At 74.3% G+C, this 25,377-nt stretch carries 19 protein-coding genes; 12 read left to right on the top strand and 7 right to left on the bottom strand.

Annotation, left to right across the window (positions count from 1 at the left end; all coding sequences use genetic code 11):
• The first annotated feature begins 59 nt into the window (after positions 1–59).
• Positions 60–803, top strand: a complete 744-nt coding sequence (locus ABH925_RS10970; RefSeq protein ID WP_370147182.1) for a ferritin-like fold-containing protein — start codon at positions 60–62, stop codon at positions 801–803.
• Positions 804–868: 65 nt separating this feature from the next.
• Here ABH925_RS10970 and ABH925_RS10965 read toward each other — a convergent pair whose 3' ends face one another.
• The 4 genes from ABH925_RS10965 to ABH925_RS10950 form a co-directional block, all read right to left on the bottom strand.
• On the bottom strand, positions 869–1,171 hold the full coding sequence (locus ABH925_RS10965; protein WP_370147181.1) for a hypothetical protein: 303 nt from the start codon (positions 1,169–1,171) through the stop codon (positions 869–871).
• A gap of 186 nt (positions 1,172–1,357) precedes the next feature.
• A complete protein-coding gene (locus ABH925_RS10960; protein WP_370147180.1) occupies positions 1,358–1,585 on the bottom strand; it encodes a DUF3107 domain-containing protein in 228 nt (75 codons plus the stop codon).
• A gap of 139 nt (positions 1,586–1,724) precedes the next feature.
• The gene (locus ABH925_RS10955) at positions 1,725–2,384 is read right to left on the bottom strand and encodes a TetR/AcrR family transcriptional regulator (RefSeq protein WP_370147179.1); all 660 of its coding nucleotides are present in this window, start codon (positions 2,382–2,384) and stop codon (positions 1,725–1,727) included.
• A gap of 227 nt (positions 2,385–2,611) precedes the next feature.
• A complete protein-coding gene (locus ABH925_RS10950) occupies positions 2,612–2,782 on the bottom strand; it encodes a hypothetical protein (protein ID WP_370147178.1) in 171 nt (56 codons plus the stop codon).
• Positions 2,783–2,913: 131 nt separating this feature from the next.
• Between ABH925_RS10950 and ABH925_RS10945 the strand changes: the two genes are divergently transcribed.
• Positions 2,914–3,885 carry an alpha/beta fold hydrolase gene (locus tag ABH925_RS10945; protein WP_370147177.1) on the top strand — a complete coding sequence of 324 codons (972 nt, stop codon included), beginning with the start codon at positions 2,914–2,916 and terminating at the stop codon, positions 3,883–3,885.
• 81 nt (positions 3,886–3,966) lie between these two features.
• On the opposite strand, the gene ABH925_RS10940 is transcribed toward ABH925_RS10945, so the two are convergent.
• The gene (locus ABH925_RS10940; protein ID WP_370147176.1) at positions 3,967–4,443 is read right to left on the bottom strand and encodes a hypothetical protein; all 477 of its coding nucleotides are present in this window, start codon (positions 4,441–4,443) and stop codon (positions 3,967–3,969) included.
• A gap of 407 nt (positions 4,444–4,850) precedes the next feature.
• Here ABH925_RS10940 and ABH925_RS10935 point away from each other — a divergent pair, with 407 nt between their 5' ends.
• The 4 genes from ABH925_RS10935 (at position 4,851) to moeZ (ending at position 9,879) form a co-directional block, all read left to right on the top strand.
• On the top strand, positions 4,851–6,473 hold the full coding sequence (locus ABH925_RS10935; RefSeq protein ID WP_370147175.1) for a DUF3492 domain-containing protein: 1,623 nt from the start codon (positions 4,851–4,853) through the stop codon (positions 6,471–6,473).
• A 47-nt stretch (positions 6,474–6,520) separates the two neighbouring features.
• Positions 6,521–7,669, top strand: coding sequence for a hypothetical protein (locus ABH925_RS10930; RefSeq protein WP_370147174.1), 1,149 nt, complete (start codon positions 6,521–6,523; stop codon positions 7,667–7,669).
• Entirely contained in the window at positions 7,666–8,577 is a 912-nt protein-coding gene (locus ABH925_RS10925; RefSeq protein ID WP_370147173.1) for an NAD-dependent epimerase/dehydratase family protein, read from the top strand. The genes ABH925_RS10930 and ABH925_RS10925 overlap by 4 nt, the downstream gene beginning before the upstream one ends.
• A gap of 123 nt (positions 8,578–8,700) precedes the next feature.
• Positions 8,701–9,879: an adenylyltransferase/sulfurtransferase MoeZ gene (gene moeZ, locus ABH925_RS10920; RefSeq protein ID WP_370147172.1), complete on the top strand. Its 1,179-nt coding sequence runs from the start codon at positions 8,701–8,703 to the stop codon at positions 9,877–9,879.
• 99 nt (positions 9,880–9,978) lie between these two features.
• Here moeZ and ABH925_RS10915 read toward each other — a convergent pair whose 3' ends face one another.
• Positions 9,979–12,627 carry a flippase-like domain-containing protein gene (locus ABH925_RS10915; RefSeq protein ID WP_370147171.1) on the bottom strand — a complete coding sequence of 883 codons (2,649 nt, stop codon included), beginning with the start codon at positions 12,625–12,627 and terminating at the stop codon, positions 9,979–9,981.
• 228 nt (positions 12,628–12,855) lie between these two features.
• On the opposite strand from ABH925_RS10915, the gene ABH925_RS10910 reads away from it, so the two are divergent.
• The 4 genes from ABH925_RS10910 (at position 12,856) to ABH925_RS10895 (ending at position 21,731) form a co-directional block, all read left to right on the top strand.
• On the top strand, positions 12,856–13,218 hold the full coding sequence (locus ABH925_RS10910; protein ID WP_370147170.1) for an MGMT family protein: 363 nt from the start codon (positions 12,856–12,858) through the stop codon (positions 13,216–13,218).
• Positions 13,219–13,433: 215 nt separating this feature from the next.
• The gene (locus ABH925_RS10905; RefSeq protein ID WP_370147169.1) at positions 13,434–16,877 is read left to right on the top strand and encodes an ATP-dependent helicase; all 3,444 of its coding nucleotides are present in this window, start codon (positions 13,434–13,436) and stop codon (positions 16,875–16,877) included.
• 94 nt (positions 16,878–16,971) lie between these two features.
• Positions 16,972–20,361 (top strand): ATP-dependent DNA helicase, encoded by a 3,390-nt coding sequence (locus tag ABH925_RS10900; RefSeq protein ID WP_370147168.1) that lies wholly within the window; start codon positions 16,972–16,974, stop codon positions 20,359–20,361.
• Between the two features lie 281 nt (positions 20,362–20,642).
• Positions 20,643–21,731, top strand: coding sequence for a PP2C family protein-serine/threonine phosphatase (locus tag ABH925_RS10895; RefSeq protein ID WP_370147167.1), 1,089 nt, complete (start codon positions 20,643–20,645; stop codon positions 21,729–21,731).
• Positions 21,732–21,803: 72 nt separating this feature from the next.
• Here the strand turns inward: ABH925_RS10895 and ABH925_RS10890 are convergent, their stop codons facing one another.
• Positions 21,804–22,766 (bottom strand): endonuclease/exonuclease/phosphatase family protein, encoded by a 963-nt coding sequence (locus ABH925_RS10890; RefSeq protein WP_370147166.1) that lies wholly within the window; start codon positions 22,764–22,766, stop codon positions 21,804–21,806.
• A 153-nt stretch (positions 22,767–22,919) separates the two neighbouring features.
• On the opposite strand from ABH925_RS10890, the gene ABH925_RS10885 reads away from it, so the two are divergent.
• Positions 22,920–24,335: a dipeptidase gene (locus tag ABH925_RS10885; RefSeq protein ID WP_370147165.1), complete on the top strand. Its 1,416-nt coding sequence runs from the start codon at positions 22,920–22,922 to the stop codon at positions 24,333–24,335.
• A gap of 103 nt (positions 24,336–24,438) precedes the next feature.
• Positions 24,439–25,371 carry an NAD(+) diphosphatase gene (nudC, locus tag ABH925_RS10880; protein ID WP_370147438.1) on the top strand — a complete coding sequence of 311 codons (933 nt, stop codon included), beginning with the start codon at positions 24,439–24,441 and terminating at the stop codon, positions 25,369–25,371.
• Positions 25,372–25,377 lie beyond the last annotated feature (6 nt).

Raw genomic sequence — 25,377 nt, 5'->3', positions numbered from 1 at the left:
GCCGGAGCCCCCGAATCCCGGGCCCGGGGAGGTTCCGAGGAGGTACTAGGGTGCCGCGTATGGAGAATTCCAAGGACAGCACCGACGACCTCCGCGCCACCGAGGCGCACCCCTCCATCGGCGACTGGGAGACCTGCGCGGCCGACCCGCAGTACCGCGCCGCCGTCGTCGACCTGCTCGGCGCCCTCGCCTACGGCGAGCTCAGCGCGTTCGAGCGGCTCGCCGAGGACGCCAAGCTGGCACCGACGCTGGAGGACAAGGCCGCGCTGGCCGGGATGGCCGCCGCCGAGTTCCACCACTACCAGCAGCTGCACGACCGGCTGGCCGAGGTCGGCGCCGACCCGACCGAGGCCATGCAGCCCTTCGCCGAGCCGCTGGACGGCTTCCACCGGCTGACCGCGCCGGCGGACTGGCCCGAGGGCCTGGTGAAGGCCTACGTCGGCGACTCGATCGCGGCCGACTTCTACCGCGAGGTCGCGGTCCGGCTCGACGACGACACCCGGGACCTGGTGCTGCGGGTGATGGCCGACACCGGCCACGCCGAGTTCGCGGTCGGGAAGGTGCGCGACGCCATTCTGGCCGAGCCGCGGATCGGCGGGCGGCTGGCGCTGTGGGGCCGGCGGCTGATGGGCGAGGCGCTGAGCCAGGCCCAGCGGGTGGTCGCGGAGCGGGACGCGCTGTCCAACCTGCTGATCGGCGGCGTCGAGGTGCAGGGCTTCGACCTGGTCGAGGTCGGCAAGATGTTCAACCGGATCACCGAGGCGCACACCAAGCGGATGGCCGCGCTGGGGCTGGCCTCCTGACGGAGGGTTCACGGCGGGCGCCGCGTTGGCGCGACGACGCCTGGCCGACGTTGTCCGACGGTCGGTCAGGCGTGGTGCGGGCGGCGGTGGCGTGCGGCGTGTGCGGCGTGGGCGGGCGATGACCGCTGGTCCGGGCGGGCCAGCAGCGAGATCAGCAGGCAGGCGCCGACGGCCGAGATCGGTACGGTGGCCAGCTGGTGGCCGGGGCCGAGGATGGCGTGCCCCACACTGCCGGTGAGCAGGGCCGAGCAGACGCCGGTCAGTACGGTCACCGGGCGGGGTGCGGGGAACAGCGCGGGCAGGGCGAGCACGGCGGCGCCACCGACGGCCAGTCCCACCAGGGCGAATGCGAACAGCTCCAACGCCATGGGCACGCTCCTCCCGGGTCGCGAACGATTCGGGATGTGCCTACCCAGGTCCCGCCCGGCCCATGCGGATGGGGCGATGATCCCCCCGGTGGTGCGACGGCCGACTGCCCCAGGCTGCGACTGTCTCAGACATGCGGATGCCCCGCCCCGGCAGGGGGCGGGGCATCCGACGGCATGGTGCCGACCTCAGATCGCGCCGAAGCCGACCTTCCGCGCAGCCTGCTCGCCGATCTCCACGTACGCGAGGCGCTCGGCCGGAACCAGCACCTTGCGGCCGTGCTCGTCGGTGAGCTTCAGCAGCTTCGTGCTGCCCTCAAGTGCGGCGGCGACCGCGCTCTCGACCTCGTCCGCAGTCTGCGAGCTCTCGAGAACGATCTCCCGAGCCGCGTTCTGCACGCCGATCTTGACCTCCACGGCTTCGTCCCTCCGGCCCCTCAAGGCGCTGCTTGTGTTCCATGCGCGGATGATCGCGCCGTACCCGCCCAACCATAGTGCGCCCGGGGGCATTCCCAGGGCTGTCCCTGAGGCGCGCTCCCCGCGCGCCCGGGGGCGCTCAGTGCGCGGTCGCGTCGCCGCCGTGCATCGGGAAGCCCTTGAGGCCGCGCCAGGACAGGCTGGACACCAGGCGGACCGCCTCGTCCTTGGGAATCTCGCCGCCCTGGGCGAGCCAGAACCGGGCGGTGATCTGGCACAGGCCGCAGACGCCGACCGCCAGCAGCATGGCCTCCTCGGCCGGCAGGTCGGTGTCCTCCGCGATCACCTTGCTGACCAGGGTCGCCGTCGCGCGGGTGACCGCCTCGACGCGCTCGCGCACCGCGTCCTCGTTGGTGAGGTCGGACTCGAAGACCAGCCGGAAGGCGCCGGACTCGGCGGCGACGTAGGCGAAGTACGCCTCGGTGGTGGCCAGCACCCGGAGCTTGTTGTCGGTGGTCGCCTCCAGGGCCGAGCGGATCGCGTCGACCAGGGCCTCGCAGTGCTTGTCCAGCAGCGCCAGGTAGAGCTCCAGCTTCCCGGGGAAGTGCTGGTAGAGCACCGGCTTGCTGACCCCGGCGCGCTCGGCGATGTCGTCCATGGCGGCGGCGTGGTAGCCCTGGGCGACGAACACCTCCTCGGCAGCGCCGAGCAGCTGGTTGCGTCGGGCGCTCCGCGGCAGGCGGCCGGTGCCGGTCTTGCCTGCGCGCGGGCGCTCGTCCGTGTCCTGAACGGCCGTCACGGCGCTCCTCACTCATGTTGTGGGGCTCCGGTGCGCGGGGGGCGTCCGCGCGCGGCCGAGGCCGTGCGGGTGGTACTTTCCAGGGTTCATCCTACTTGTCGGTAATCCGGTGCGCCGCAGGTCGTGAGAAGAAACCTGGGCACCCGTTTGTGCGGAACGGACAACCCAGGACGGGGTGGACCGTGTCGTACCGGTACGGACCGGACACCCTGCGCGGAGTGCGGCGGTCAGGGCGAGCGGTACTCGTCCTCGTCGAGCACGATCACCCGGTGCTGCTCGGCGGTGTCCGCCTCCGGGGCCTCCAGTTCCAGCTCCTCTTCGGGCTCGGGCCCGTCCTGAGGAGTCTCGTCGTGCAGGGGCCCGTCGTCCGAGGGGTCCTGGATCGCGATGTCGGTCATGGCGCCTCCCAGGCGCGATGGAGTGGGTCCGCTCACTGAGCGTAGAAGCCCGGGCTCCGGACCGCGCCCCGGCGCACCGCCGCGGCCGGGTTCCGTCGGGCTCCGGCTGCCACGCTCGTAGCATCGTCGTCATGAGCGCAGTGGACGACATGCCCCAGACCCCCCGTTCCAGCCCCGACGGCGCTGCCGTCGACCCCGGCGCCGGTGCGGTGCCGCGGCCGCTGCAGCCGGTGCAGGTGCCCGGGTGCGGGCTGACCGTGGCCGCGGTGCAACCCGAGCGGGAGGGGCTGCCACCTGCGGTGTTCGTGCACGGGCTGGGCGGGTCGACACAGAACTGGTCACTGCTGATGGACCGGCTCGCCGGGGACGTCGACGGCCAGGCCGTCGACCTGCCCGGGTTCGGCCAGTCCCCGCCGCCGGATCACGGCGACCTGTCGGTGACGGCCCATATGCGCGCCGTCGTCGACTACCTGGAACTGGCCGATCGCGGCCCGGTGCACCTGTTCGGCAACTCGCTGGGCGGGGCGGTGGCCACCCGGCTGGCGGCGCTGCGTCCGGACCTGGTCCGGACGCTGACGCTGATCTCGCCGGCGCTGCCCGAGCTGCCCCCGCAGCGCACCGCGCTGCCGACCGCGCTGCTGGCGATGCCGGGAGTGCCCGCACTGTTCGGGCGGCTCACCCGGAATGCTCCGGCCGACCAGCAGACCGAGGCACTGCTGGAGCTCTGCTACGGCGATCCTGGGCAGATCGACGCGGAACGCAGGGCCCAGATGGTCGCCGAGTACCAGCGCCGGATGGCGCTCCCGTACTCGCTGGACGTGCTGTCGGGGACGGCGCGCGGGATCGTCCGCGCCTACACCGAGCGCGGCGAGCAGTCGCTGTGGCGGCAGGCCCAGCAGGTGCGGGTGCCGGTGCTGCTGGTGTACGGGCTGCGGGACAAGCTGGTCTCGTACCGGATGGCGCGACGGGCCGGGCAGGCCTTCTCCGACTCGCGCCTGCTGGTGCTCCCGGAGGCCGGGCACGTGGCGATGATGGAGTACCCAGAGCTGGTCGCGGCACAGTTCCGCGAGTTGCTGACGGCGGTGCCGACGCGGGTGGGCTGAGCGGCCGTCCCTGCGCCGGTGTCCCGGGATGCGCGCCCTGGCTGCAGGCCTGGGCCGCGCTGTGGGCCGGCTGAGCGTGGATCAGCCGTAGACGGCGCGGCAGGTCGCCTCCTGGCTGCTGCCGGGAGACCAGCCGGCGTAGTGCAGGCCCAGGTCGCAGACGGTGGCCGGGCGCTCGGGCTCGGGCGACCGGCGGGGCCGGGCGCGGTCGCGACCGTCGTCGTGGTCCTCCCCGCGTTCGGCGCCGTGCCCGGCCGGGTGTCCGACGCCGTGGTGGTCGCCGCGGTCGTCGCCATGACCGCCGTCGTTGCGCGCGGGGCGTGCGTCGGGCATGGCCGGTGGGCTCGCCGGGGCCGGGTCGGCGACGGCCAGGCCGCGCACCGCGGGCTGCTGGCTCGGCGCCGCGGTGGTGCCGGGCGGTGGCAGAGCGGCGGCGCCGGGCGGCGGATGCGGCGACGGCAGGGCGGACGACAGACGTGGGGACGCCGAGCAGCCGGCGGCGAGGACACCGGCACAGAGCAGGACCAGAGCCAGGGTCGGGGACGTGCGGCGGGGCATCGGCGACCTCCAGGGCGACGGGGGCGCACCTCGCCCTTCGGGGGCAACGACTCAGCCGGGGTCGGGTTACCCCGCGCGTGGTGGCGCGGGTTGCGGCAGTGGCGGGTGCGAGGGGTGCGCCAGCCGCGACGGGTGCGCCGGACGCGATAGGTGAGCGCAACGCCGCAGGATGCCGGGGGTTTCGGGGGTTCACTCCTTCGGGTGGTGCGAGTCGGATTGGCCGACTGGTGGTCAGCGGCCGGACGTAGTTTCGTCCCGCCGGGCCGAACAGGCGTCGGAGCGGTCTCGGGGGCGCAGCCAGGGGCCGCACGCATCCAGCTCTGCTGGATCGCATCCATCACATCCATCACATCCATCACGGCCATCCATCGGGCCCATGAGGGCCACGACGTCTCCTGGGAGGTTCCATGCGCATCGCCCTGCTCACCGAGAGTGCCTTTCCCAGTGCGAGGAGTGCCGAGGGTGGCTGGTGCGACCGGCTCACCCAGGGGCTCCCTGAGCACGAGTTCGAGCTGTTCGCCCTGGGCACGGGCCGCCGTGCCGTGGGGGATGTCCCGTTGCCGGCCGAACTGCCGCCGGCCCGGCTGTCGGCGTTATGGCACAGCGCTCCGGCCCCGGCGGTGCTGCGCGGGCTCGGACGGCGCCGGGCCCTGGCCGCCTACCGGGCGCTGCTGCGCTCGCTGGTCGAGCCCGGCGAGGAGAGCGGCTTCGGCCCCGCGCTGTACGCGCTGGCGGCGGCCGGGCGCGGCGGCGGGCTGCCGGCAGTGCTGCGCTCGGGAGCCGCGCTGCGCGCGGTCGAGGAGGCCTGGCAGGCTCCCGGCGCGTTCGGCGCGGCAGGGACCGGGGCGGCCGGCGAACCGCTGGTCCGGGACGCGCTGGTCGCCACCGACCTGCTGGAACGGTGCCTGCGGCCGCTGTCCGCGCCCTGGTATCCGGCCCCCGGGCGGGCCCCCGGACGCCGTGCCGATACCGGCGTCCCCGGCACCGCCGTCCCGCGTGGCGGAGCCGGCCTCCACGGTGGGACCGGGCCCGGGCTCGCCGAGGTGGACCTGTGCCATGCGGTGGGCGGCGGGCCGGCCGTCCTGCCCGGGCTGCTGGCCAAGCACTTCTACGGCATACCCCTGATCATCACCGAGCACAGCCTGCACCTTCGCGAACGGGCCCGCGGCTACCGCGACGCGCCGTATCGCTGGCCGGTGCGGGCGCTGCTGCTCGCCTTCTTCCGCCTGCTGGCCCGGGAGGGCTACCAGCAGGCCGGGCTGATCACTCCCGGCAGCGGCTACGACCGCCGCTGGCAGCTCCACTGCGGCGCCGACCCGGACACCATCCGGGTCGTCTACGAGGGCACCGAGCAGGCGGACCGCCCGGCCGCCGGTGCCGAGCCGGAGGCCCCGACGCTGGCCTGGTCCGGGCCGCTGGAGCCGCGCGCCGGGCTGGAGGACATGCTCCAGGCGTTCGCACTGCTGCGCGCCGAGGTCCCGGAGGCGCTGCTGCGCGTCCACGGGGAGGCCCGCTCCGGTGCCGAACCGTACGCGGAGCACTGCCGTGCGCTGGCCGGGACGCTGTTCCCGGCGGACGAGGACGCGGTGCTGTTCGAGGGCCGGCCGGAGGGCCAGCGGACGGTGCACGAAGGCGGCACGGTGCTGGTGTTCTCCGGCGTCGACGGCCCCGCGCCCCGGCTGCTGGCCGAGGCCATGCTCAGCGGACGCCCGCTGGTGGCGACCGATGTCGGCGCGGCCAGAGAAGTCGTCGGCCCGACCGGCCTGCTGGTGCCGGCCGGCGACCCGCGCGCCCTGGCCGCGGCCTGCGCCGCGCTGCTCCGTGACCAGGAGCGCCGGGTCCGGCTCGGCAGCGCGGGACGGCTGCGGGCCCAGGAGCTCTACGCGGTGGAGCCTGCGGCGACCGCCTTCCGCGAGCTGTATCTGGAGCTGGTGTCGCACTGCCCGGGCCCGGCCTCGCGCCCGGTGGCGTCCGGTGCCACCCGGCAGCCGTTCAGCCGTCCGGCGGAGCTCTGGGCCGGTGCCGGATGAACGGACCCCGCCGCCGGGATCGCTCCTCGCGGGGCCGGGACCGACCGGTGACCGCGCAACCGGCTCCGGCCTGGTCGGCCGCCCAGCCGCGCCCCGACCTGCCCGCGCGGTCCGGTGGCCCGACGGCCACCGCCGACCCGGTCCACGATCTGCTGGAACGACATCTGACGCTCTGTGAGTCCGCCGTCCACCCGCTGGAGATCGCGGCAGAGCTGGAGGCCGTCGGGATAGGGCCGAGCACGGCCGCGCGCTACCGCCATGCGGACGTCTTCTCGCTCGCCGAGGAACTGTTCGCCCGGGTGCCACGCCGTCCGGGTGCGCTCCGGGTGCCGCCGCCGCAGAGCCCGTGGCGTCGCCGGGCCCGACCGGCGCTGCTCGCCGCCCTGCTCTACCTGCTCCCCTGCGCCGCGCTGCGGCTGGCCCGGTACACCGGGGGCGGCGACCGGGGGCTCGGGGTCGGCCTCACCGTCGCCGTGCTCTTCGCGCTGGCCGCGGCCGCGGGCGCGGGCCGGGGACAGACCTTCGCGGCCCGCTTCGGATTCGCCGTCGGCATGGCCGCGCTGCTCGCGCTCAGCACCCTCGGCGGCGCGAGCCCGGCCCTTTCCGCCGCGCTGGCCTGCGGTCTCGGCGCGGCCGAGTGGTGCGCGCGCTGGTTCCGGCACATCGGCTGGGGCCATCTCGGCGCGGCGCGGTCCCAGGTGCAGTTCCGGATGCGGATGCGCCCGGTGCTCCCGGTTGCGGTGGCGCTGTACCTGGCGGCGCTCTCGGCGCTGACCTTCGCCGCGCTCGCGGTGGAGCACCGCCGCGTTGCCGGTGCCGGCATCGCCGCCGCGGTGGTCGGCGCCGACGGGACGGCCTGGTCGGTGCAGGAGTGCACCGGCACGGTGCTGCTGCTGGTGCTGCTGCTCTGGCGCTGCGACCGGAGGGCGGAGGCGCTGGCGGCGCTGCTCGGCACGCTGGCCTCGGTCGGGGTGGCCGCGGCGGTGCTGCGCACCCCGCTGTCCTGGTCCATACCGGCGCCGACTCCGGCACTGCTGTGGGGCTGCGGCACGGCCGCGGCCCTGCTGCTGCCGTACGCCTGGGTGGTGCTGCTGCGCCCGCAGTCGCACCGGGACCCGGCCGCCACCCGTCAGTCCGCTCATCACACGCACATCGCGGGGCCCGACCGGCCCCGCTCAAGGAAGGACACGTCATGAGAGTGCTGCTGCTGGGCGCCGATGGATTCATCGGCCGTCGCGTCGCCGACCGCCTCTTCGCCGACCCGGAGCTGCAGGTGACCGTGCTGGGCCGGCGGGACACCGCGGACATCCGGTTCGATCTCGCCGCCGGCAGCCCCGGTGCGCTCGCCCGTTTCCTGGACGCGGTGCTGCCCCGGGTGGTGGTGAACTGCTCCGGCGCGACCTACGGCACCCCGCGCGAGCTGGTGCGGGCCAACACCCAGGCGGTGGCCACCGTCTGCGAGGCGATCCGGCGCAGCCACGACCCGGCCCGGCTGGTCCAGATCGGTTCCGCGGCCGAGTACGGCCCGGTGCCCATCGGTACCGCCACCGCCGAGACCGCCGAGCCGCGTCCGGTCGGCCCGTACGGGGTGACCAAGCTGGCCGGGACCGAACTGGCGCTGTCCTCGGGACTGGACGCGGTGGTGCTGCGGATCTTCGACGTGGTGGGCCCCGGTGTCCCGGCCGGGTCGATGTTCGGCCGCCTGTCGGAGGGGCTGCGCCGGGCCCTGGAGCGCGGCGAGCCACAGGTCAGGGCGGCCGACCTGTCCGCATTCCGAGATTTCGTGGACGTCAGGGACGTCGCCCGCGCGGTGCAGGCCGCCGCGGTCTCGGCCGCGACCGGGGTGATCAACATCGGCGGCGGCAGCGGGGTGCGGATGCGTGACGCTGCTCACCTGCTGGTGCGGGCCTCGGGCTTCGAGGGCCGGCTGATGGAGGAGGCCCGCAGCCCGATCCCCGGCGCCGACGGCGCGGACCGCCCGGCCGAGGTGCTGTGGCGGCAGGCCGACATCCGCACCGCGCGCGAGCGTCTGGGCTGGCGGCCCAGGGTCCCGCTGGAGGAGTCGCTGGCGGACATCTGGATGGAGACCGCCTGTCGGGTCTGAGCTTTACCGTCCGGGCCGACGTCTCACCGGGTGTCTCGCACCTCGGACTCGGGGGTCTGGAATAGCGCACGGCGTGGCACTGTTGGCGGAGAAAACCCGTACTGACGACTAACGGAGTCACCCGTGTCGCTGCCACCCCTGGTCGAGCCGGCCGCCGAGCTCAGCGTGGACGAGGTCCGCAGGTACTCCCGCCACCTGATCATCCCGGATGTCGGGATGGCCGGGCAGAAGCGGTTGAAGAACGCCAAGGTGCTCTGCGTGGGCGCGGGCGGCCTGGGCTCGCCCGCGCTGATGTACCTCGCCGCGGCGGGCGTCGGCACGCTCGGCATCGTCGAGTTCGACACCGTCGACGAGTCCAACCTCCAGCGCCAGATCATCCACGGCCAGTCCGACATCGGCCGCTCCAAGGGCGAGTCCGCGCGCGACTCGGTCAAGGAGATCAACCCCTACGTCAACGTCATCCTGCACGAGACCCGCCTGGACGTGGACAACGTCAAGGAGATCTTCGCGCAGTACGACCTGATCGTCGACGGCACCGACAACTTCGCCACCCGCTACCTGGTGAACGACGCGGCGGTGCTGCTGGGCAAGCCCTACGTCTGGGGTTCGATCTACCGTTTCGACGGCCAGGCCAGCGTGTTCTGGGCCGAGCACGGCCCCTGCTACCGATGCCTCTACCCGGAGGCCCCGCCGCCCGGCATGGTGCCCTCCTGCGCCGAGGGCGGCGTGCTCGGCGTGCTGTGCGCGTCCATCGGCTCGATCCAGGTCACCGAGGCCATCAAGCTGCTGGCCGGCGTCGGCGAGCCGCTGGTCGGCCGTCTGATGATCTACGACGCCCTGGAGATGCAGTACCGCCAGGTCAAGGTCCGCAAGGACCCGAACTGCGCGCTCTGCGGCGAGAACCCGACCGTCACCGACCTGATCGACTACGAGGCCTTCTGCGGCGTCGTCAGCGAGGAGGCGCAGGCGGCGGCGCTGGGCTCGACCATCACGCCCAAGCAGCTGAAGCAGTGGCAGGACGACAAGGAGGACATCTTCCTCGTCGACGTCCGCGAGCCCGGCGAGTTCGAGATCGTCAGCATCCCGGGTGCCGTGCTGATCCCCAAGGGCGAGTTCCTGATGGGCGACGCGCTGGGGCGGATGCCGCAGGACAAGAAGATCGTGCTGCACTGCAAGACCGGGGTGCGCTCCGCGGAGGTGCTGGCGGTGCTGCACTCGGCGGGGTTCGCTGACGCGGTGCACGTGGGTGGCGGCGTGATCGGGTGGGTCAACACGGTTGAGCCAGAGAAGCCGGTGTACTAAGGCCCTTTTGTGGGCGCGGGGAACTGTTCTGCTGGACCTGTGCGTAGTGCATGGTTGGCAGCGCAGTTCCCCGCGCCCCTTTGTGTGCCTGGCTGAGGCTTAGAGGGCTTCTTTGCGCTGGAGGTAGGCGAAGGCGATCCAGCCGGGCAGGACCGGCAGCCAGAAGGTCAGCAGCCGGAACAGCAGCACGGCCGGGGCCGCGACCGCCCACGGCAGCCCCGCGCCGGTGAGGCCGGCGATCAGCAGGGTCTCGATGGCCCCGATACCGCCCGGGGTCGGTACGGCGGAGCCGGCGGCGTTGCCCGCCAGGTAGATCACCGCGATGGTGGCGAAGGGGAGCTCGCCGCCGAACGCGTGCAGGCTGGTGTCCAGGCAGGCGACGAAGGCCAGCGACACCAGGATGATGCCGCCGAAGCCGGTGGCCAGCTTGCTGGGCGAGCGCAGCAGGTCGAGCATCCGCGGCACCACCCCGACGAACAGGGTCTTCACCCGGGTCAGCAGCCAGCGCCGCAGCGGCGGGATGGCTGCTCCGACCAGCACCAGTACCGCCGCCACCAGCAGCCCGGCGATCACGGTCCGCGAGGACGGGATGTCCGAGCTGCTGCCGGTGCCGGCGACGAAGCCGAAGCCGAGCAGGAGCAGGATGTGCATCCCCAGGCCGACCAGCTGGGAGGCGCCGACGCTGGCCACCGCCTGGCCCGGACGGACCCCGGCCCGCTGCAGGAAGCGCGCGTTCAGGGCGACTCCGCCGACCGCGGCCGGAGCCACCAGCTTCACGAAGGATCCGGCGATCTGGGCGAACAGGGTCCGCCAGAACGGCAGTTGCTCCGGGACGAAGCCGGCCAGGCTCATCGCCGCGCCGACGTAGCTGAGGGCCGAGGCGGCCAGGGCCACCAGCATCCACATCCAGTTGGCGTGGCTGAAGGCGGTGACCGGGTTGCTCTTGGCCAGCTGGCCGAGCAGCAGATAGGCGGCGAAGGCCCCGGCGACGATGCTGATCAGGGTCTTCGGCTTGAGCCGCTGCAGCCGCGCGGGTTCCACCGGTGCCTGCGGGACGACCTCCAGGATCTGCTCGCGGATCTCGGACAGGAAGTCCTGCGGCACCGGGTTCTCCGCGAGCGCGTCCTCGACCTTGACCCCGGCCTTGATCTGCTCCGCGTGCACGGCGTCCACGGCCGCCTTGCGGGTCCGGTTGTGCTGCCGCAGCGCGAGCCGGGTGGAGCGGCTGAGGCCGACCGGCTGCAGCAGCGGCAGCGCTCCGGCGGTGCGTTCGGAGCCGAGCACGGCGTTGGCGGAGGCGACCGCGCGTTCCGGTCCGACCCGCAGCGCCAGCGTGGTGAGCAGCTGGGCCAGGTCCATCCGCAGGGTCAGGTCGCCGGCCGCGATGTCGCCGCCGGCCAGGTTGATCAGGCAGATCCCGCCCTGCTCGGTGACCAGCAGGGACTCGCCGGTGAGCCGGCGGTGCGCGATCCGGCGGTCGTGCAGCGCCTTCACCGAGGTCCAGGCGTCGGCCAGGACCTGGTCGGTCAGCTCCTCCTCGGCGCAGCCGTCCAGGGAGCGGCCCTCGACCCGCTCGTAGACCAGGATCACCGCGTCCGGGCCCAGTTCCGAGGTGGCGATCAGCCGGGGTGAGTGCGCCCCGGCGGCGTTGGCGGCGTAGGCGATCAGGGCTTCCTGCTCCAGGGCCTGCCGCAGTGACTGCGGGCTGGAGCGGACCGCGACGGTGCGCAGCTGCAGCCGCCGCCAGAGCCGGTAGAAGAAGCCGGAGGCCTGCTGTTCCCGGTCGATGACGTGGACGTCCAGCGGGGAGGCCGACTCCTGGACGACCAGGTAGCGGCGGGTGCCCTCGGGGCCGTCGGGCGAGCGGTGCGCGCTGACCGGGGCGAAGCCGACCTTGCGCAGGCCCGCCAGCAGGGTCTCGCCGGTGGGCCGGACGTTCGGGGTGCCGACGGCGTAGAGGGTGCCGTAGGCGACGGTCAGGCCGAGCAGGATGGTTACTGCAATGGACAGCGGTGTGGTGTTGAGGTTGATCAGTTCGGACAGCGCGTCGAGCAGCACCACCGCCCACAGGGCGACCCGCCAGCGCGGGCGGCTGGCCATGCCGACCGCCGTCATGTAGGCGATGACCGGGGTGAGATAGCCGTGCACCGGGTCGGTGACCGCGCCGTTGGGGAGGTTCTGGGTCAGCGCGGCCGAGACCGAGGAGGGGGCGGACTTGACCACCCACAGGTCCACGGCCAGCGAGATGCCGTGCGCGAGCACGGCGGCGAGCACCCCGTCGGCGACCCGCAGTCCGTCGCGTTTGATCAGCCGCTCCACCGCGAAGGCGAGCGGCACGATCAGCACTGCGGCGGTGGAGAGGAAGCTGGTGATGGTGGTCAGTGCGCTGGGGACCTTCTTGGTCCCGGCCGCGATGTCGAGCTGCAGTCCGTTGGTGGTGGACTGGGCGATGCCCGCGATGACCAGGACCGCCGCCACTCCGAGGACCCCGAGCAGGAAGCGGATCAGGTCGGCGGGACGGTGCACCCTGGCGGTGAGCAGCGGCTCGTCCACGGACACGTGGGTGGCCGGGCGGGGCACCGCGGTCGGCGACCGCGGATGCTTGACCAGGTCGACCGGCGGCGTCGGCGGGGGCGGGTCGGCTGGTCGGACCGGCTCGTCGTCCGTACCGTTGTCCATGGCGCTGTCCTGGGGCATCACTCCGGAAGCGTTCGCCGCCTGGTCGGCGCTCGCGCTCGATCCGGTCATCTGACGTATGCCTTCTGGTCGCCTGTCACCGACCCTTCTAAGGGTGGCATGGGTGGGAGGTGCGCGTTGCCGCCAGGTCCTGGGCAGTGAACCCTCGGCGGATGCTACATTCCTCCGCCCGGGTGAGCGAGGACGTACCGGGCCGGTACCACTCGTACGTGTCTGGCCGTACGGGTCCGGCGCCCCGGGGCCGGGAGCGGTGTCGGGGGTGTGCGGAACAATGCGCGGGTGACCGATGACGAGGAGTCCCAGCCGCTGCCGCCGTTCGCGGAGCGGGTGCTTGAGCTGACGGAACAGATCCCCGCCGGGCGGGTGATGACCTACGGCGACGTCGCCGAGTACCTGGAGCAGGGCGGGCCGCGCCAGGTCGGGCGGGTGATGGCGCTGTACGGCGGGGCCGTGCCGTGGTGGCGGGTGGTGCGCGCGGACGGCGCGCTGCTGCCGGGGCACGAGCTGCGGGCGCTGGAGCAGTACCGGGTCGAGGGGACGCCGCTGCGCAGTGTGCGCGGTCGCGGCCCGGCCCGTGGCTCCGGCGCGGCCGAGGACCTGCCCCGGGTCGACCTGGCCCGGGCCCGGTGGGACGGCGGCTGAGGCGTTCGGCACGCCGACGCGTCCGGCACGGAGGCGGGCGGTGCGGGTCCGCCTCGCGGGACCGGCGCGCGGGTCAGGTGTGCCGGGGGGAATCTGCCCGGAAACGGGGACAACAGGGGGACCGACGGGGGAGGATCGTAGGCTCGCGGTAGCGGGAGACGCCTGAGGCGGCCTCCCCGGCCCTGCCGCGACCGCACTTCCCCTGGATCCTGCCGATGACCTCCCAGCCTGTCACCACCGTGCGCGGGGGTGCGTACCGCCTGGTGCGCGACCCGCTCCGACCGCCCGTACCGCCGGTGCTCGACGCCTACCAGCAGGCCGTCGTCGACCACCGGGGCGGGCCGCTGCTGGTGCTCGCGGGGCCCGGTACCGGCAAGACCACCACGCTGGTGGAGGCGGTCGGCCGGCGGCTGGCCGAGGGCGTCGCGCCCGAGGAGATCCTGGTGCTGACCTTCGGCCGGAAGGCGGCGGTGGAGCTGCGGGACCGGATGGCCGCCCGCGCCGGGGCGGCCGACGGCGGGACGCCGCAGGCCACCACCTTCCACTCGTTCTGTTACGCCCTGCTCCGGGCGCACCAGGACGCCGAGCTGTTCGCCGAGCCGGTCCGGCTGCTCTCCGGCCCCGAGCAGGACGTGATGGTCCGCGACCTGCTGGCGGGCGGGGCCGAGGACGCCAGGGCCGGTCTGGGCATTCACTGGCCGGACGAGCTGCGGGCCTGCCTGACCACCAGGGGCTTCGCCGACGAGGTCCGGGCGGTGCTGGCCCGCGCCCGCGAGCTGGGCCTCGGCGAGGACGAGCTGCGGCGCTTCGCGGCCGGTGTCGGCCGCCCGGACTGGCTGGCCGCCGCCGACTTCCTGGCCCAGTACCTCGACGTGCTCGACCTGTACGGGGCGCTGGACTACTCGGAGCTGGTGCACCGCGCGGTGCTGCTCGCCGAGCGCCCGGAGGTCCGCGCCCAGCTGCGGGGCCGGTACCGGGTGGTGTTCGTGGACGAGTACCAGGACACCGACCCGGCCCAGGTACGGCTGCTGCACGCGCTCGCCGACGACGGCGCCGAGCTGGTCGCGTTCGGCGACCCGGACCAGTCGATCTACGCGTTCCGCGGCGCGGACGTCAACGGGATCCTCGACTTCCCGCAGGACTTTCCGCAGGCGGACGGCAGTCCGGCGCCGGTCAGGGTGCTGCGGGTGTCGCGCCGCTCCGGCGCGACCCTGCTGGCGTCGACCCGCGCGGTCACCGAGCGGATGCCGACCGGGCGGCTGCCGCTCGCCGCGCTGCGGCAGCACCGGCAGCTGATCCCGGCCCGGGACGGCGGCTCGGTCGAGGTCTACACCTACCCCACGCCCGGCTCGGAGCTGGACAACATCGCGGACCTGCTGCGCCGGGCGCACCTGGAGGACGGCGTCCCCTGGGGCGAGATGGCGGTGCTGGTCCGGGCCGGCGGCCGCTCCATCCCCGGTATGCGCCGGGCCCTGACCGCGGCCGGGGTCCCGCTGGAGGTCGACGGCGACGACCTGCCACTGCACCTGGAACCCGCGGTGGCGCCGATCCTGACCGCGCTGCGGGTCTGCGCGGTGGGCGCGGTACGCGAGCGCGCCGGCGCGGCGCCGGGCGCCTGGCCGGGCGCCGAGCCTGCTTCGGAGCCGGAGTCCGAGCCGGCGTCCGGGCGGGAGCCCGCGTGGGAGTCCCAGCCGGGCCCGCGGGCGGACGACCCGCTGACCACCGAGCTCGCGCAGACGCTGCTCACCGGCCCGCTCGGCGGCCTGGACGGCGCCGACCTGCGCCGCCTGGGCCGGGCCCTGCGCGAGGAGGAGCGGGCGGCGGTCCGGTCCGGTCGGCAGTCGGCGCCGGGCGAGCGGCCGCGGCCCGTCCCCGCGGCCGACGTGCTGATCCGGGCGGCGCTCGCGGAGCCCGAGCGGCTGGTCACCCTGGACCGCTCGTTCGCCGGGCGCGCCCTGCACCTGGGCCTGCTGCTGCGCAAGGTCCGCGAGATGCTCGCCGGCGGCGCCTCCGCCGAGGAGGCGCTGTGGGCGCTGTGGGAGGGGTCGGAGCGCTGGCGCCGCCGACTGGAGACGGCGGCACTGCGCCCCGGTGCCGCGGGCCGCAACGCCGACCGCGACCTGGACGCCGTCTGCGCCCTGTTCGAGATCGCGGCCCGCGCCGAGGAACGGGTCCGGGGCCCGCGCGGCGCGCTCAACCTGCTGGCCGAGCTGGAACAGCAGGACATCGCGGCGGACACCCTGTCCGGCCGGACCGTCCGTCCGGACGCGGTCCGGCTGCTCACCGCGCACCGGTCCAAGGGTCTTGAGTGGCGGGTGGTGGTCGTCGCCGGGGTCCAGGAGGGCCTGTGGCCGGACCTGCGCCGCCGGGGCTCGCTGCTGGAGGCGGACCGGATCGGCCGCTCCGGGCTGGCCGACCCGCTGACCCCGGGGGCGCTGCTGTCCGAGGAGCGCCGGCTCTTCTACGTCGCGGTCACCCGGGCGAAGGAGCGGCTGATCGTCACCGCGGTGAAGGCCCCGGCCGAGGACGGCGACGAGCCGTCCCGGTTCCTGCGCGAGCTCTACCGCGAGCGGCCGGACGGCAGCCGGGTCCCGGACGTGCGGGTGGAGGACGTCACGCATCGGCCGCGCCGCCCGCTCGCGGTCGCCGCGCTGGTCGCCGAGCTGCGCGCGACCGTCGTGGACCCGGCGCGCAGTCCGGAGCTGCGGGAGGCGGCGGCGGAGCGGCTGACCCGGCTGGCCGCGCTGGCCGACGAGGACGGCCTGCCGCTGGTGCCCTCGGCGCATCCCCGGCGCTGGTGGGGGATGGCGGAACCGACCGAGAACGCCGTGCCGGTCCGCGATCCGGACGAACCGCTGCGGCTCTCCGGCAGCGCGCTGGCGCAGGTGAACAGCTGCGGGCTGCAGTGGTTCCTGGGCCGCGAGGTGCACGCCGAGCAGGCGTCCAGCGGAGCGCAGGGCTTCGGCAACGTGGTGCACGTGCTGGCCGAGCAGGTCGGCGCCGGGCACACCCCGCCCGACCTGGGCGTGCTGATGGAGCGGCTGGACACGGTTTGGGACGCTCTGGCCTTCGACGCGCCGTGGAAGTCCGAGCAGCAGAAGGGCGAGGCGCGGGCCGCGCTGGAACGCTTCCTGAACTGGCACGCGGGCGAGCGCGGCCGGGTGCCGGTGGCCACCGAGCACCCGTTCGAGGTGGATCTGAAGGTCGGCGAGCAGCTGATCCGGATCCGGGGCAGCATGGACCGGGTCGAACAGGACGGGGCCACCGGCGCCGCCTTCGTGGTCGACTTCAAGACCGGCAAACGGGTCGTGTCCAGCTCCGACCTGCTCACCGATCCGCAGCTGGGGGTGTACCAGCTGGCGGTGCGCGAGGGCGCGCTGGACCAGCTGGACGCCTTCGCCGGGCAGCCCGCGGAGCCCGGTGGCGCGGAGCTGGTCCAGCTCCGGCAGCCGGCCGGGCGGGCCGACGAGGACCGGCCCAAGGTCCAGGCGCAGCCCTCGATCGGGCCGGACGCCGCCTGGATCGAGGGTCTGCTGGCCGAGGCCGCCGACCGCGTGGTCAACGAGCGCTTCACCCCGACCGTCGGCCCGGCCTGCGAGACCTGCTCGTTCCGGCGCAGCTGCAGCGGCCGCCCGGAGGGGCGGCAGGTGGTGGAGTGAGCGGTGGCCGCGTGAGCAGGGTCACGGGCGGGGGCGAGGTCGGCGGACGGTTTCGGGTGCGTCGGTGTCAGTGCCGACCGCTAGCGTTCCTCGGGTGAGTCCAGCCCTCAACAGCCCCGAGCAGCTCAACGAGCTCCTCGGCATCCCCTTCACCGCGGAGCAGACGCGCGCGATCACCGCGCCGCTCGCCCCCGCGGTGATCGTCGCGGGCGCGGGCTCGGGCAAGACCACGGTGATGGCCGCCCGGGTGGTCTGGCTGGTCGGCACCGGACAGGTCCGGCCCGAGCAGGTGCTGGGGCTGACCTTCACCAACAAGGCCGCCGGGGAACTCGCCGAGCGGGTCCGCCGCTCGCTGACGCAGGCCGGCGTGGTGGACCTCGACCCGGCCGCGGCCGACGACGTCCTCGGCGAGCCGGAGATCTCCACCTACCACGCCTTCGCCGGGCGGCTGCTCAAGGACCACGGCCTGCGGATCGGGCTGGAGCCCGACGTCCGGCTGCTGGCCGACGCCACCCGCTACCAGCTCGCGGCCCGGGTGCTGCGCCAGGCCCCTGGTCCCTACCCGGCGCTGACCAACAGCTTCTCCACCCTGATCGCCGAGCTGCTGACGCTGGACGGCGAGCTGTCCGAGCACCTGGTCGACCCGGCGGACCTGCAGGCCTACGACACCGCGCTGCTCACCGAGCTGGCCGGGGCGAAGCTCGGCAACGAGGAGTTGCGCAAGGTGCCGCGGGCCGCGGCCGCCCGGCTGGAGCTCGCCGAGCTGGTCGCCCGCTACCGGCGCCGCAAGCAGGAGTCCGGGCTGATGGACTTCGGCGACCAGATCGCCGCCTGCGCGCGGCTCGCGCAGGGCAGCGCCGAGGTGGGCCGCCAGCTCCGCGAGCAGTTCCAGGTGGTGCTGCTGGACGAGTACCAGGACACCTCGGTCGCCCAGCGGCTGCTGCTCGCCGGCCTGTTCGGGCAGAGCGGGCTGCACGGCGGCGGGCATCCGGTCACCGCCGTCGGCGACCCCTGCCAGGCCATCTACGGCTGGCGCGGGGCCTCGGTCGCCAACCTGGACGACTTCCCCCGGCACTTCCCCAACCCGGACGGCAGCCCCGCCGCCCGCTACGCGCTCAGCGAGAACCGCCGCAGCGGCGGCCGGCTGCTGGAGTTCGCCAACGGGCTGGCTGCGCCGCTGCGGGAGATGCACGAGGGCGTCGAAGCGCTGCGCCCGGGGCCGGGCGCCGAGCACGCGGGGGTGCTGCGCTGCGCGCTGCTGGACACCCACGACGAGGAGGTCCGCTGGCTGGCCGACTCCATCGCGCACCTGGTGCACACCGGTACCCCGCCGGGCCGGATCGCGGTGCTCTGCCGGGCCGGGCGGGAGCTGTTCCCCGATGTGCACGCGGCGCTGGTGGCCAGGGACGTCCCGGTGGAGGTGGTCGGACTGTCCGGACTGCTGCACCTGCCCGAGGTGGCCGACCTGGTCGCCACCTGCGAGGTGCTGCAGGACCCGACGGCCAATGCCGCGCTGGTCCGGCTGCTGGTCGGCCCGCGCTGGCGGATCGGCCCGCGCGACCTGGCGCTGCTGGGCCGCCGGGCCGCCGAGCTGGTCCGCGTGCACGGCGACGACGCCGACCAGGACCGGCTGGCCGGCGCGGTCGCGGGTACCGACCCCACCGAGGTGGTCTCGCTCGCGGACGCGCTGGAGACCTTCCTGCTGCCCTCGGACGGCCGCCGCGGCGGGGCGGGCGAGCTGCCGTTCTCCGAGGAGGCCCGGGCCCGCTTCGCCGCCCTCGCCGCCGAGATCCGCGAGCTGCGGCGGGCGCTGGCCGAGCCGCTGATGGACGTGCTGCACCGGATCCTCGCGGTCACCGGTCTTGAGGTGGAGCTCTCCGCCTCCCCGCACGCGCTGGCGTCGCGCCGCAGGGAGACGCTGCACTCCTTCCTGGACGTCGCGGCCGGCTTCGCCGACCTGGACGGGGACCCCTCGCTGGCGGCCTTCCTGGGCTTCCTGCGCGCCGCCGAGGAGTACGACCGGGGCCTGGACACCAGCCTGCCCGGCGGCGACGACACCGTGAAGGTGCTGACCGCGCACAAGGCCAAGGGCCTGGAGTGGGACGTCGTGGCCGTCCCCGGGCTGGTCAAGGGGGTGTTCCCGGGGGAGCGCGGGCGGGAGCGCTGGACCAGCAGGGCCGAGGCGCTGCCGCACGCGCTGCGCGGTGACGGCGCGACGCTGCCCGGCACCCCGCCCTGGACCGGTCCCGGGATGAAGGCCTTCGCCGCCGAGATGAAGGCGCATGCCGCGACCGAGGAACTGCGGCTCGGCTATGTGGCCTTCACCCGGCCCCGGAACCTGCTGCTGGCCTCGGGCCACTGGTGGGGACCGGCCCAGAAGAAGCCGCGCGGGCCGTCGTCGTTCCTGGACGAACTGCGCGAGTACTGCGAGAGCCGCCCCGGGGCCGAGATCGAGGCCTGGGCGGAGCCGCCCGCCCCGGACGCGGAGAACCCGTCACTGGCCCGGACCGCCGACCACGCCTGGCCGCTGCCGCTGGACCGGGAGGCGCAGCGGGCCCGACGCGCGGCCGGGCTGCGCATTCTCGCCGGGCTGCGCAGCCCGGCCGGTCCGGCCGGCACCGGCTCCGACGGGCCCGGGTCCGGGCGCGGCCACGAGCCGCAGACCGGTGCCGGGTCCGAGCCGGAGCTGTTGCCGGAGCCGGAGCTGTTGCCGACGTTGGAGGACCAGCGGCTGGCGGCCTCCTGGGACCGGGATCTGGAGGCCCTGACAGGCGAACTGCTGCGTGCCCGCCGTACCGTCAGGGACGTCCCGCTGCCGGCCGCACTCACGGCCACCCAGCTGATGCGGATGGCCGAGGACCCGGAGGGCTTCGCCCGCGAGCTGGCCCGGCCGATGCCGAGGCCGCCGCAGCCTGCCGCGCGGCGCGGCACGCGGTTCCACGCCTGGGTGGAGGCCCGGTTCGAGCCGCTGCTGCTGCTCGGCGAGGACGCCCTGCCGGGCGCCGAGGACGAGGGCATCGAGGACGAGCGCGACCTGACCAGGCTCAAGGAGGCGTTCCTGCGCAGCCCCTACGCGGCCCGCACTCCGTACCGGGTCGAGGCCCCGTTCCAGCTGCTGCTGGCCGGCCGGGTGGTGCGCGGGCGGATCGACGCCGTCTACCGCACCGATGGGGACCGCACCGATGGGGACCGCACCGACGGGGACGGCGAGGGGTCCGCGTGCGGGCCCCGGTACGAGGTGGTCGACTGGAAGACCAACCAGCGGGAGACCGCCGACCCGCTGCAACTCGCCGTCTACCGGCTGGCCTGGGCCGAGTTGTGCGGAGTGCCGGTGGAGCGGGTCTCCGCGGCCTTTCTCTATGTCCGCAGCGGCAATGTGGTGCGGCCCGAACTGCTGCCCGGCCGCACGGAACTTGAACATCTCATGAGAGGCACTACTCCGAACGGGCTGACCATAGGCGGAGGAGCGATGAGAGATGCGTGAAAAGGCTGTGCAGCCTGTCCATTTCGTGCCTAATGTGGACCCAATAACCTGTCAACTTCGGTCCACTGAAAGCGCCTGAAAGAGTAAGCGGGTCACCCGCTGCCGCCAGTCAGTTCTTCGCCGGTCCGTCCTCCGCCAGTTCTGCCTCTGCCAGTTCTGCACCCGTCTGTACAGCGCCCGCAGGAGAAACGACGTTGAGACTCGCAGGAAGGTTCCGCCAGCTGACCCGTTGGAGTCGCGCCATATTGGTGCTGCCCTTGGTAGGCATCGTCCTGGTAATCGTGCTCGACCGCACCAGCGGCAATCCCGCCGTCACCTTCGAGCCGGCCCTCACCGCGGGCCCCGCGCTGGCCGCGGTGGTCAGCGGCCGCACCTGGTTCCCGCTGGCGATCGGCGGGGTGACCATCGGGGCCGCCTTCGTCCTCGCCGCCTATGACGGCACCATGCACGAGTCGGTGCACACGGCCAGCGTCTTCGCCATCGTGCTGATCGCGGTGATCGGCGCGACCAGCGTGCTGCTGCGCAACCGGCAGGAGAAGGCGCTCGCCGACGCGCGGCTGGTGTCGGAGGTCGCCCAGCGGGTGCTGCTGCGTCCCATCCCGGACCGGATCGGGCCGGTGCGGCCCGCGGTGCACTACGCGGCCGCCGCCGCGCACGCCCGGATCGGCGGGGACCTCTACGAGGTCGTGCAGACCCGCTACGGGGTCCGGGCCGTGATCGGCGACGTGCGCGGCAAGGGCCTGGGCGCGGTGGAGACGGCCGCAGCCGTGCTCGGCGCCTTCCGCGAGGCCGCGCACCAGGAGCCCGCCCTGGACCGGGTGGCCGGCTGGCTGGCCGACAGCCTGCACCGGGCGCTGCACGACAACGACCACGAGGGCACCGAGGAGGAGTTCGTCACCCTGGTGCTGGTCGGCATCGCCGCCGACCAGGTCGCCGAGATCGTCAACTGCGGCCACCCCGCGCCGATCCTGCTGCGCGGCGGCACTCCGGTGAGGCCGCTCGACCCGGAGTACCCGGTCCCGCCGCTGGGGGTGCTGGAGCCGGAGGAGGTACACCCGCCGGTGCTGCGGCTGCCGCTCCAGGACGGCGACCGGCTGCTGCTCTTCACCGACGGGGTGATCGAGGCCCGCGACCGCTGGGGCACCTTCTACCCGCTGGCCGAGCGGCTGCCGGACTGCGCGGTCGGCCCTGACCCGGGCGACGTTCTGCAGCGGCTGCACGAGGACGTCCGCCGCCATGTCGGCCGTCAGCTCGGCGACGACGCGGCGATGCTGCTGCTGCAGTACGCCCCAGTGGTCCCGGCTGTCGTGTCGGACCTCTCCCGCACCATCGGCCCGCCGCGCGGCAGCGCCGCCGACGGGGTCCGCTGACCGCCCCGGGCGGGCCGGCTCAGGGCTCCACCGCCCGTCGGGGCTCCACGTCCGCCGGGGCTCCACCGCCCGTCAGAGCTCGACCTCCAGCAGCAGCGGGCGATGGTCGGACACCCCGAGCACCGGGGTGCTGATCCCGCTCACCGCGCTGCGCGGCACCCCCACCGCCAGCACGTGGTCGAACTGCACCGAGGGCCGGTGCGCGGGATAGGTGGGGGTCCTGGCCAGGTCCCGCCAGCCGTGCAGCGAGGGGCGGCGCGGCAGCGGGGCCGCCCCGCGTGCCCGGATCCGCACGCTCCGGCGTGGATACCCCGCACGCCGGGCGCGTCCGGGCAGGCCCGCGTCCACCAGCGCCGCGCCGCCGAGTACCGTCCTGGGCACCGCGCCGACCAGGTTGAAGTCGCCGAGCAGCAGATAGGGCGCCGGCAGGTCGGCGATCCAGCGGCGGATGCCGGCCAGCTGCCCCATGTTCCAGCCGGGGACGAACGAGAGATGCGCCGCGACCACGGTGAAGGGACCGCTGTCCGCCTCCAGCACGGCGGCCACGGCCGCCCTGGGCTCGTCCGGGACGGGGGTGAGCCCGCGCCGGCCGGCGACCCGCAGCGGCAGGCCGAACGGGGCCGGGCGGAACCGGCGGGCCCGCCACTGGTGCACCGGCAGCCGGGTGATCAGCGCGGTCCCGTAGGAGGGGGTGCCGCTGCCGCTGTCGACCTCGTCCGGCCCGTAGAGCCGCAGCTCCGGCACCTCGGGATCGTGGATCCAGCCGGCCACCGGGGCCGGCCTGCCGTGCAGCGCGGCGGCGAAGCGCCAGTCCGCCGCACCGATCGCCTTGGCCGCGACGGCGGCCTGGTCCACCAGGCCGGAACGCTCCTGGTACCGGTCGACCTCCTGCAGGGCGAGGACGTCGGCGTCGAGCGCGGCGATGGCCTCGGCCAGCGGTGCGGCCGGGTCGCGCGGGAGGGGGAGGGGGCGGCCGCCCGGGTCCAGCGGCTGACCGTGCAACAGGTTGAAGGTGGCGACACGGAGATGGCTCACCCCCCGAACTTAGAGCCTCCACCGCCCGGTGGACGAGCGGCCGGCCTCAGAGCCCGGCCTCAGAGCCCGGCAGCAGAGCCCGGCGTCCGGCCGTGATCGTTGATCGACTGGACTGGTGCGGGAGGCGGGGCGGGTTCGAACTAGAGTCGTCCCATGACGACTTCCCCGGACAGCGCGGTCCGCGACTTCATTGCCGAGCACCGCCCCGCCTTCCTCGACGATCTGGCCGACTGGCTGCGCATTCCCTCTGTCTCCGCCGACCCGGGCCGTGCCGGGGAGGTGCGCCGCTCCGCCGAGTGGCTCGCCGGCAAGCTCCGCGCCACCGGCTTCCCGGTGGCCGAGGTGTGGGAGACCGAGGACGGCGGCCTGCCGGCCGTCTTCGCCGAGTGGCCTTCCGGCGACCCGGCCGCGCCGACCGTGCTGGTCTACGGGCACCACGACGTGCAGCCCGCGGCGCTCGCGGACGGCTGGGCCACCGAGCCGTTCGAGCCCGTGGTCAAGGACGGCCGGATGTTCGCCCGCGGTGCGGCCGACGACAAGGGCCAGGTGTTCTTCCACACCCTGGGCGTCCGCGCGCACCTGGCCGTCACCGGCCGCAGCGCTCCGGCGGTCAACCTCAAGCTGCTGGTGGAGGGCGAGGAGGAGTCCGGTTCGCCGCACTTCGGCGCGCTGATCCGGGCCCACGCCGAGCGGCTGGCCGCGGACGTGGTGATCATCTCCGATACCGGTATGTGGGCCGAGGACACCCCGACCGTCTGCACCGGGATGCGCGGCATGGTGGAGTGCCAGATCGACCTGGCCGGCCCCGGCCAGGACATCCACTCCGGCTCCTTCGGCGGTGCCGTCCCCAACCCGGCCACCGAGGCGGCCCGGTTGGTCGCCGCGCTGCACGACGCCGACCGGAGGGTGGCGATCCCCGGTTTCTACGACGGGGTCGTCGAGCTCACCGCGCGCGAGCGTGAACTCTTCGCCGAGTTGCCGTTCGACGAGTCCGCGTGGCTGTCCGTGGCCAAGTCCCGGGCCACTCTGGGCGAGCGCGGCTTCACCACGCTGGAGCGGGTCTGGGCCCGGCCCACCGCCGAGGTCAACGGCATCTACGGCGGCTACACCGGCCCCGGCGGCAAGACCATCGTGCCGTCCGCCGCGCACCTCAAGCTGTCGTTCCGGCTGGTCGCCGGACAGGACGTGGAGAAGACCCGGCAGGCCGTCGCCGCCTGGGTCGCCGCGCAGCTCCCGGCCGGCATCCGGCACGAGCTGACCTTCACCGGTGCCACCCGCCCCTGCCTGACGCCGCTGGACCACCCGGCGCTGCAGTCGGTGGCCCGTGCCATGGGCCGTGCCTTCGAGCAGGAGGTCAGGTTCACCCGCGAGGGCGGCTCCGGGCCCGCGGCCGATCTGCAGGAGGTACTGGACGCGCCGGTGCTCTTCCTCGGCATCTCGGTGCCCTCCGACGGCTGGCACTCGGTCAACGAGAAGGTCGAGCTGGACCTGCTGGCGAAGGGTGTGGAGGCGTCGGCCTACCTCTGGAGCGACCTCGCCGAGCACTGGAACACCGGCGACCGGTCCTGAGTTCCGAGACGGTGTCGAGGCGGTGTCGAGTGGAAGCACGTCGGGGAATGGGGACCAGGTGACGGTGCAGTCGCAGCCGGGGAACGTCGGGGCGGGTTCGGAGCTGCCTCCGCTCGCCCTGTCCAGGGCGGGCGTGGACCGCGCCGCCGAGCACCGGCTGGACGAGCCGTGGCTCGCCGCCGCGTGGAGCCACCCGGCCACCCGGGTCCTGGTGATCTCCGAGGGCAAGGCCTTCGTGGTGGACACGGAGCGGGGCAGCGAGCTGGTCCTGCTGCCCAGCTTCGAGGCGCCCGAGGGCGGCGAGCGCTACTTCCTGGGCACGGACCAGGACGGCGTCTCCTACTTCGCGGTGGCACTGGCGGGCGGCACGCTGCCCGGCCGGCTGGACGGCGACGCCAGGCCGGCCGGGCTGCGCGAGGTCGGCGCGCTGCTGGACGACCGCCAGGCGGGGCTGCTGGTGCATGCCGTGGCGCTGGAGAACTGGCACAGCTCGCACCGGTTCTGCTCGCGCTGCGGGCATGCCACCGGACCCGCCGCCGCGGGCCACGTCCGGCGCTGCACCTCCTGCGCGCACGAGCACTACCCGCGGACCGACCCCGCGGTGATCATGCTGATCACCGACGGGCAGGACCGGGCGCTGCTGGGGCGCCACTCGCTCTGGCCGGAGGGGCGCTACTCCACCCTGGCCGGATTCGTGGAGCCCGGTGAGTCGCTGGAGCAGGCGGTGGCCCGTGAGGTCGCCGAGGAGGCCGGCGTGGTCGTCGACCTGCCGACGGTCCGCTACGTGGCCAGCCAGCCCTGGCCGTTCCCGTCCAGCCTGATGCTGGGCTTCCTCGGCAGCGCGGACGAGCGCGACGGCGGTACCGAGATCACCGTCGACGGCGAGGAGCTCTCCGAGGCCGCCTGGTTCACCCGTGAGGAACTGGCGGCAGGGATGGCCAGTGGCGCGGTGCTGCCGCCCTCCGGGATCTCCATCGCCCGGCGGCTGGTGGAGCTCTGGTACGGCGGACCGCTGCCCGAGGCGGCCCGCTGGTAGGTGGTG

The organism is Streptacidiphilus sp. EB129, assembly GCF_041262645.1.
Lineage (GTDB): Bacteria > Actinomycetota > Actinomycetes > Streptomycetales > Streptomycetaceae > Streptacidiphilus.
This window is presented reverse-complemented; position numbering and strand designations above follow the sequence as displayed.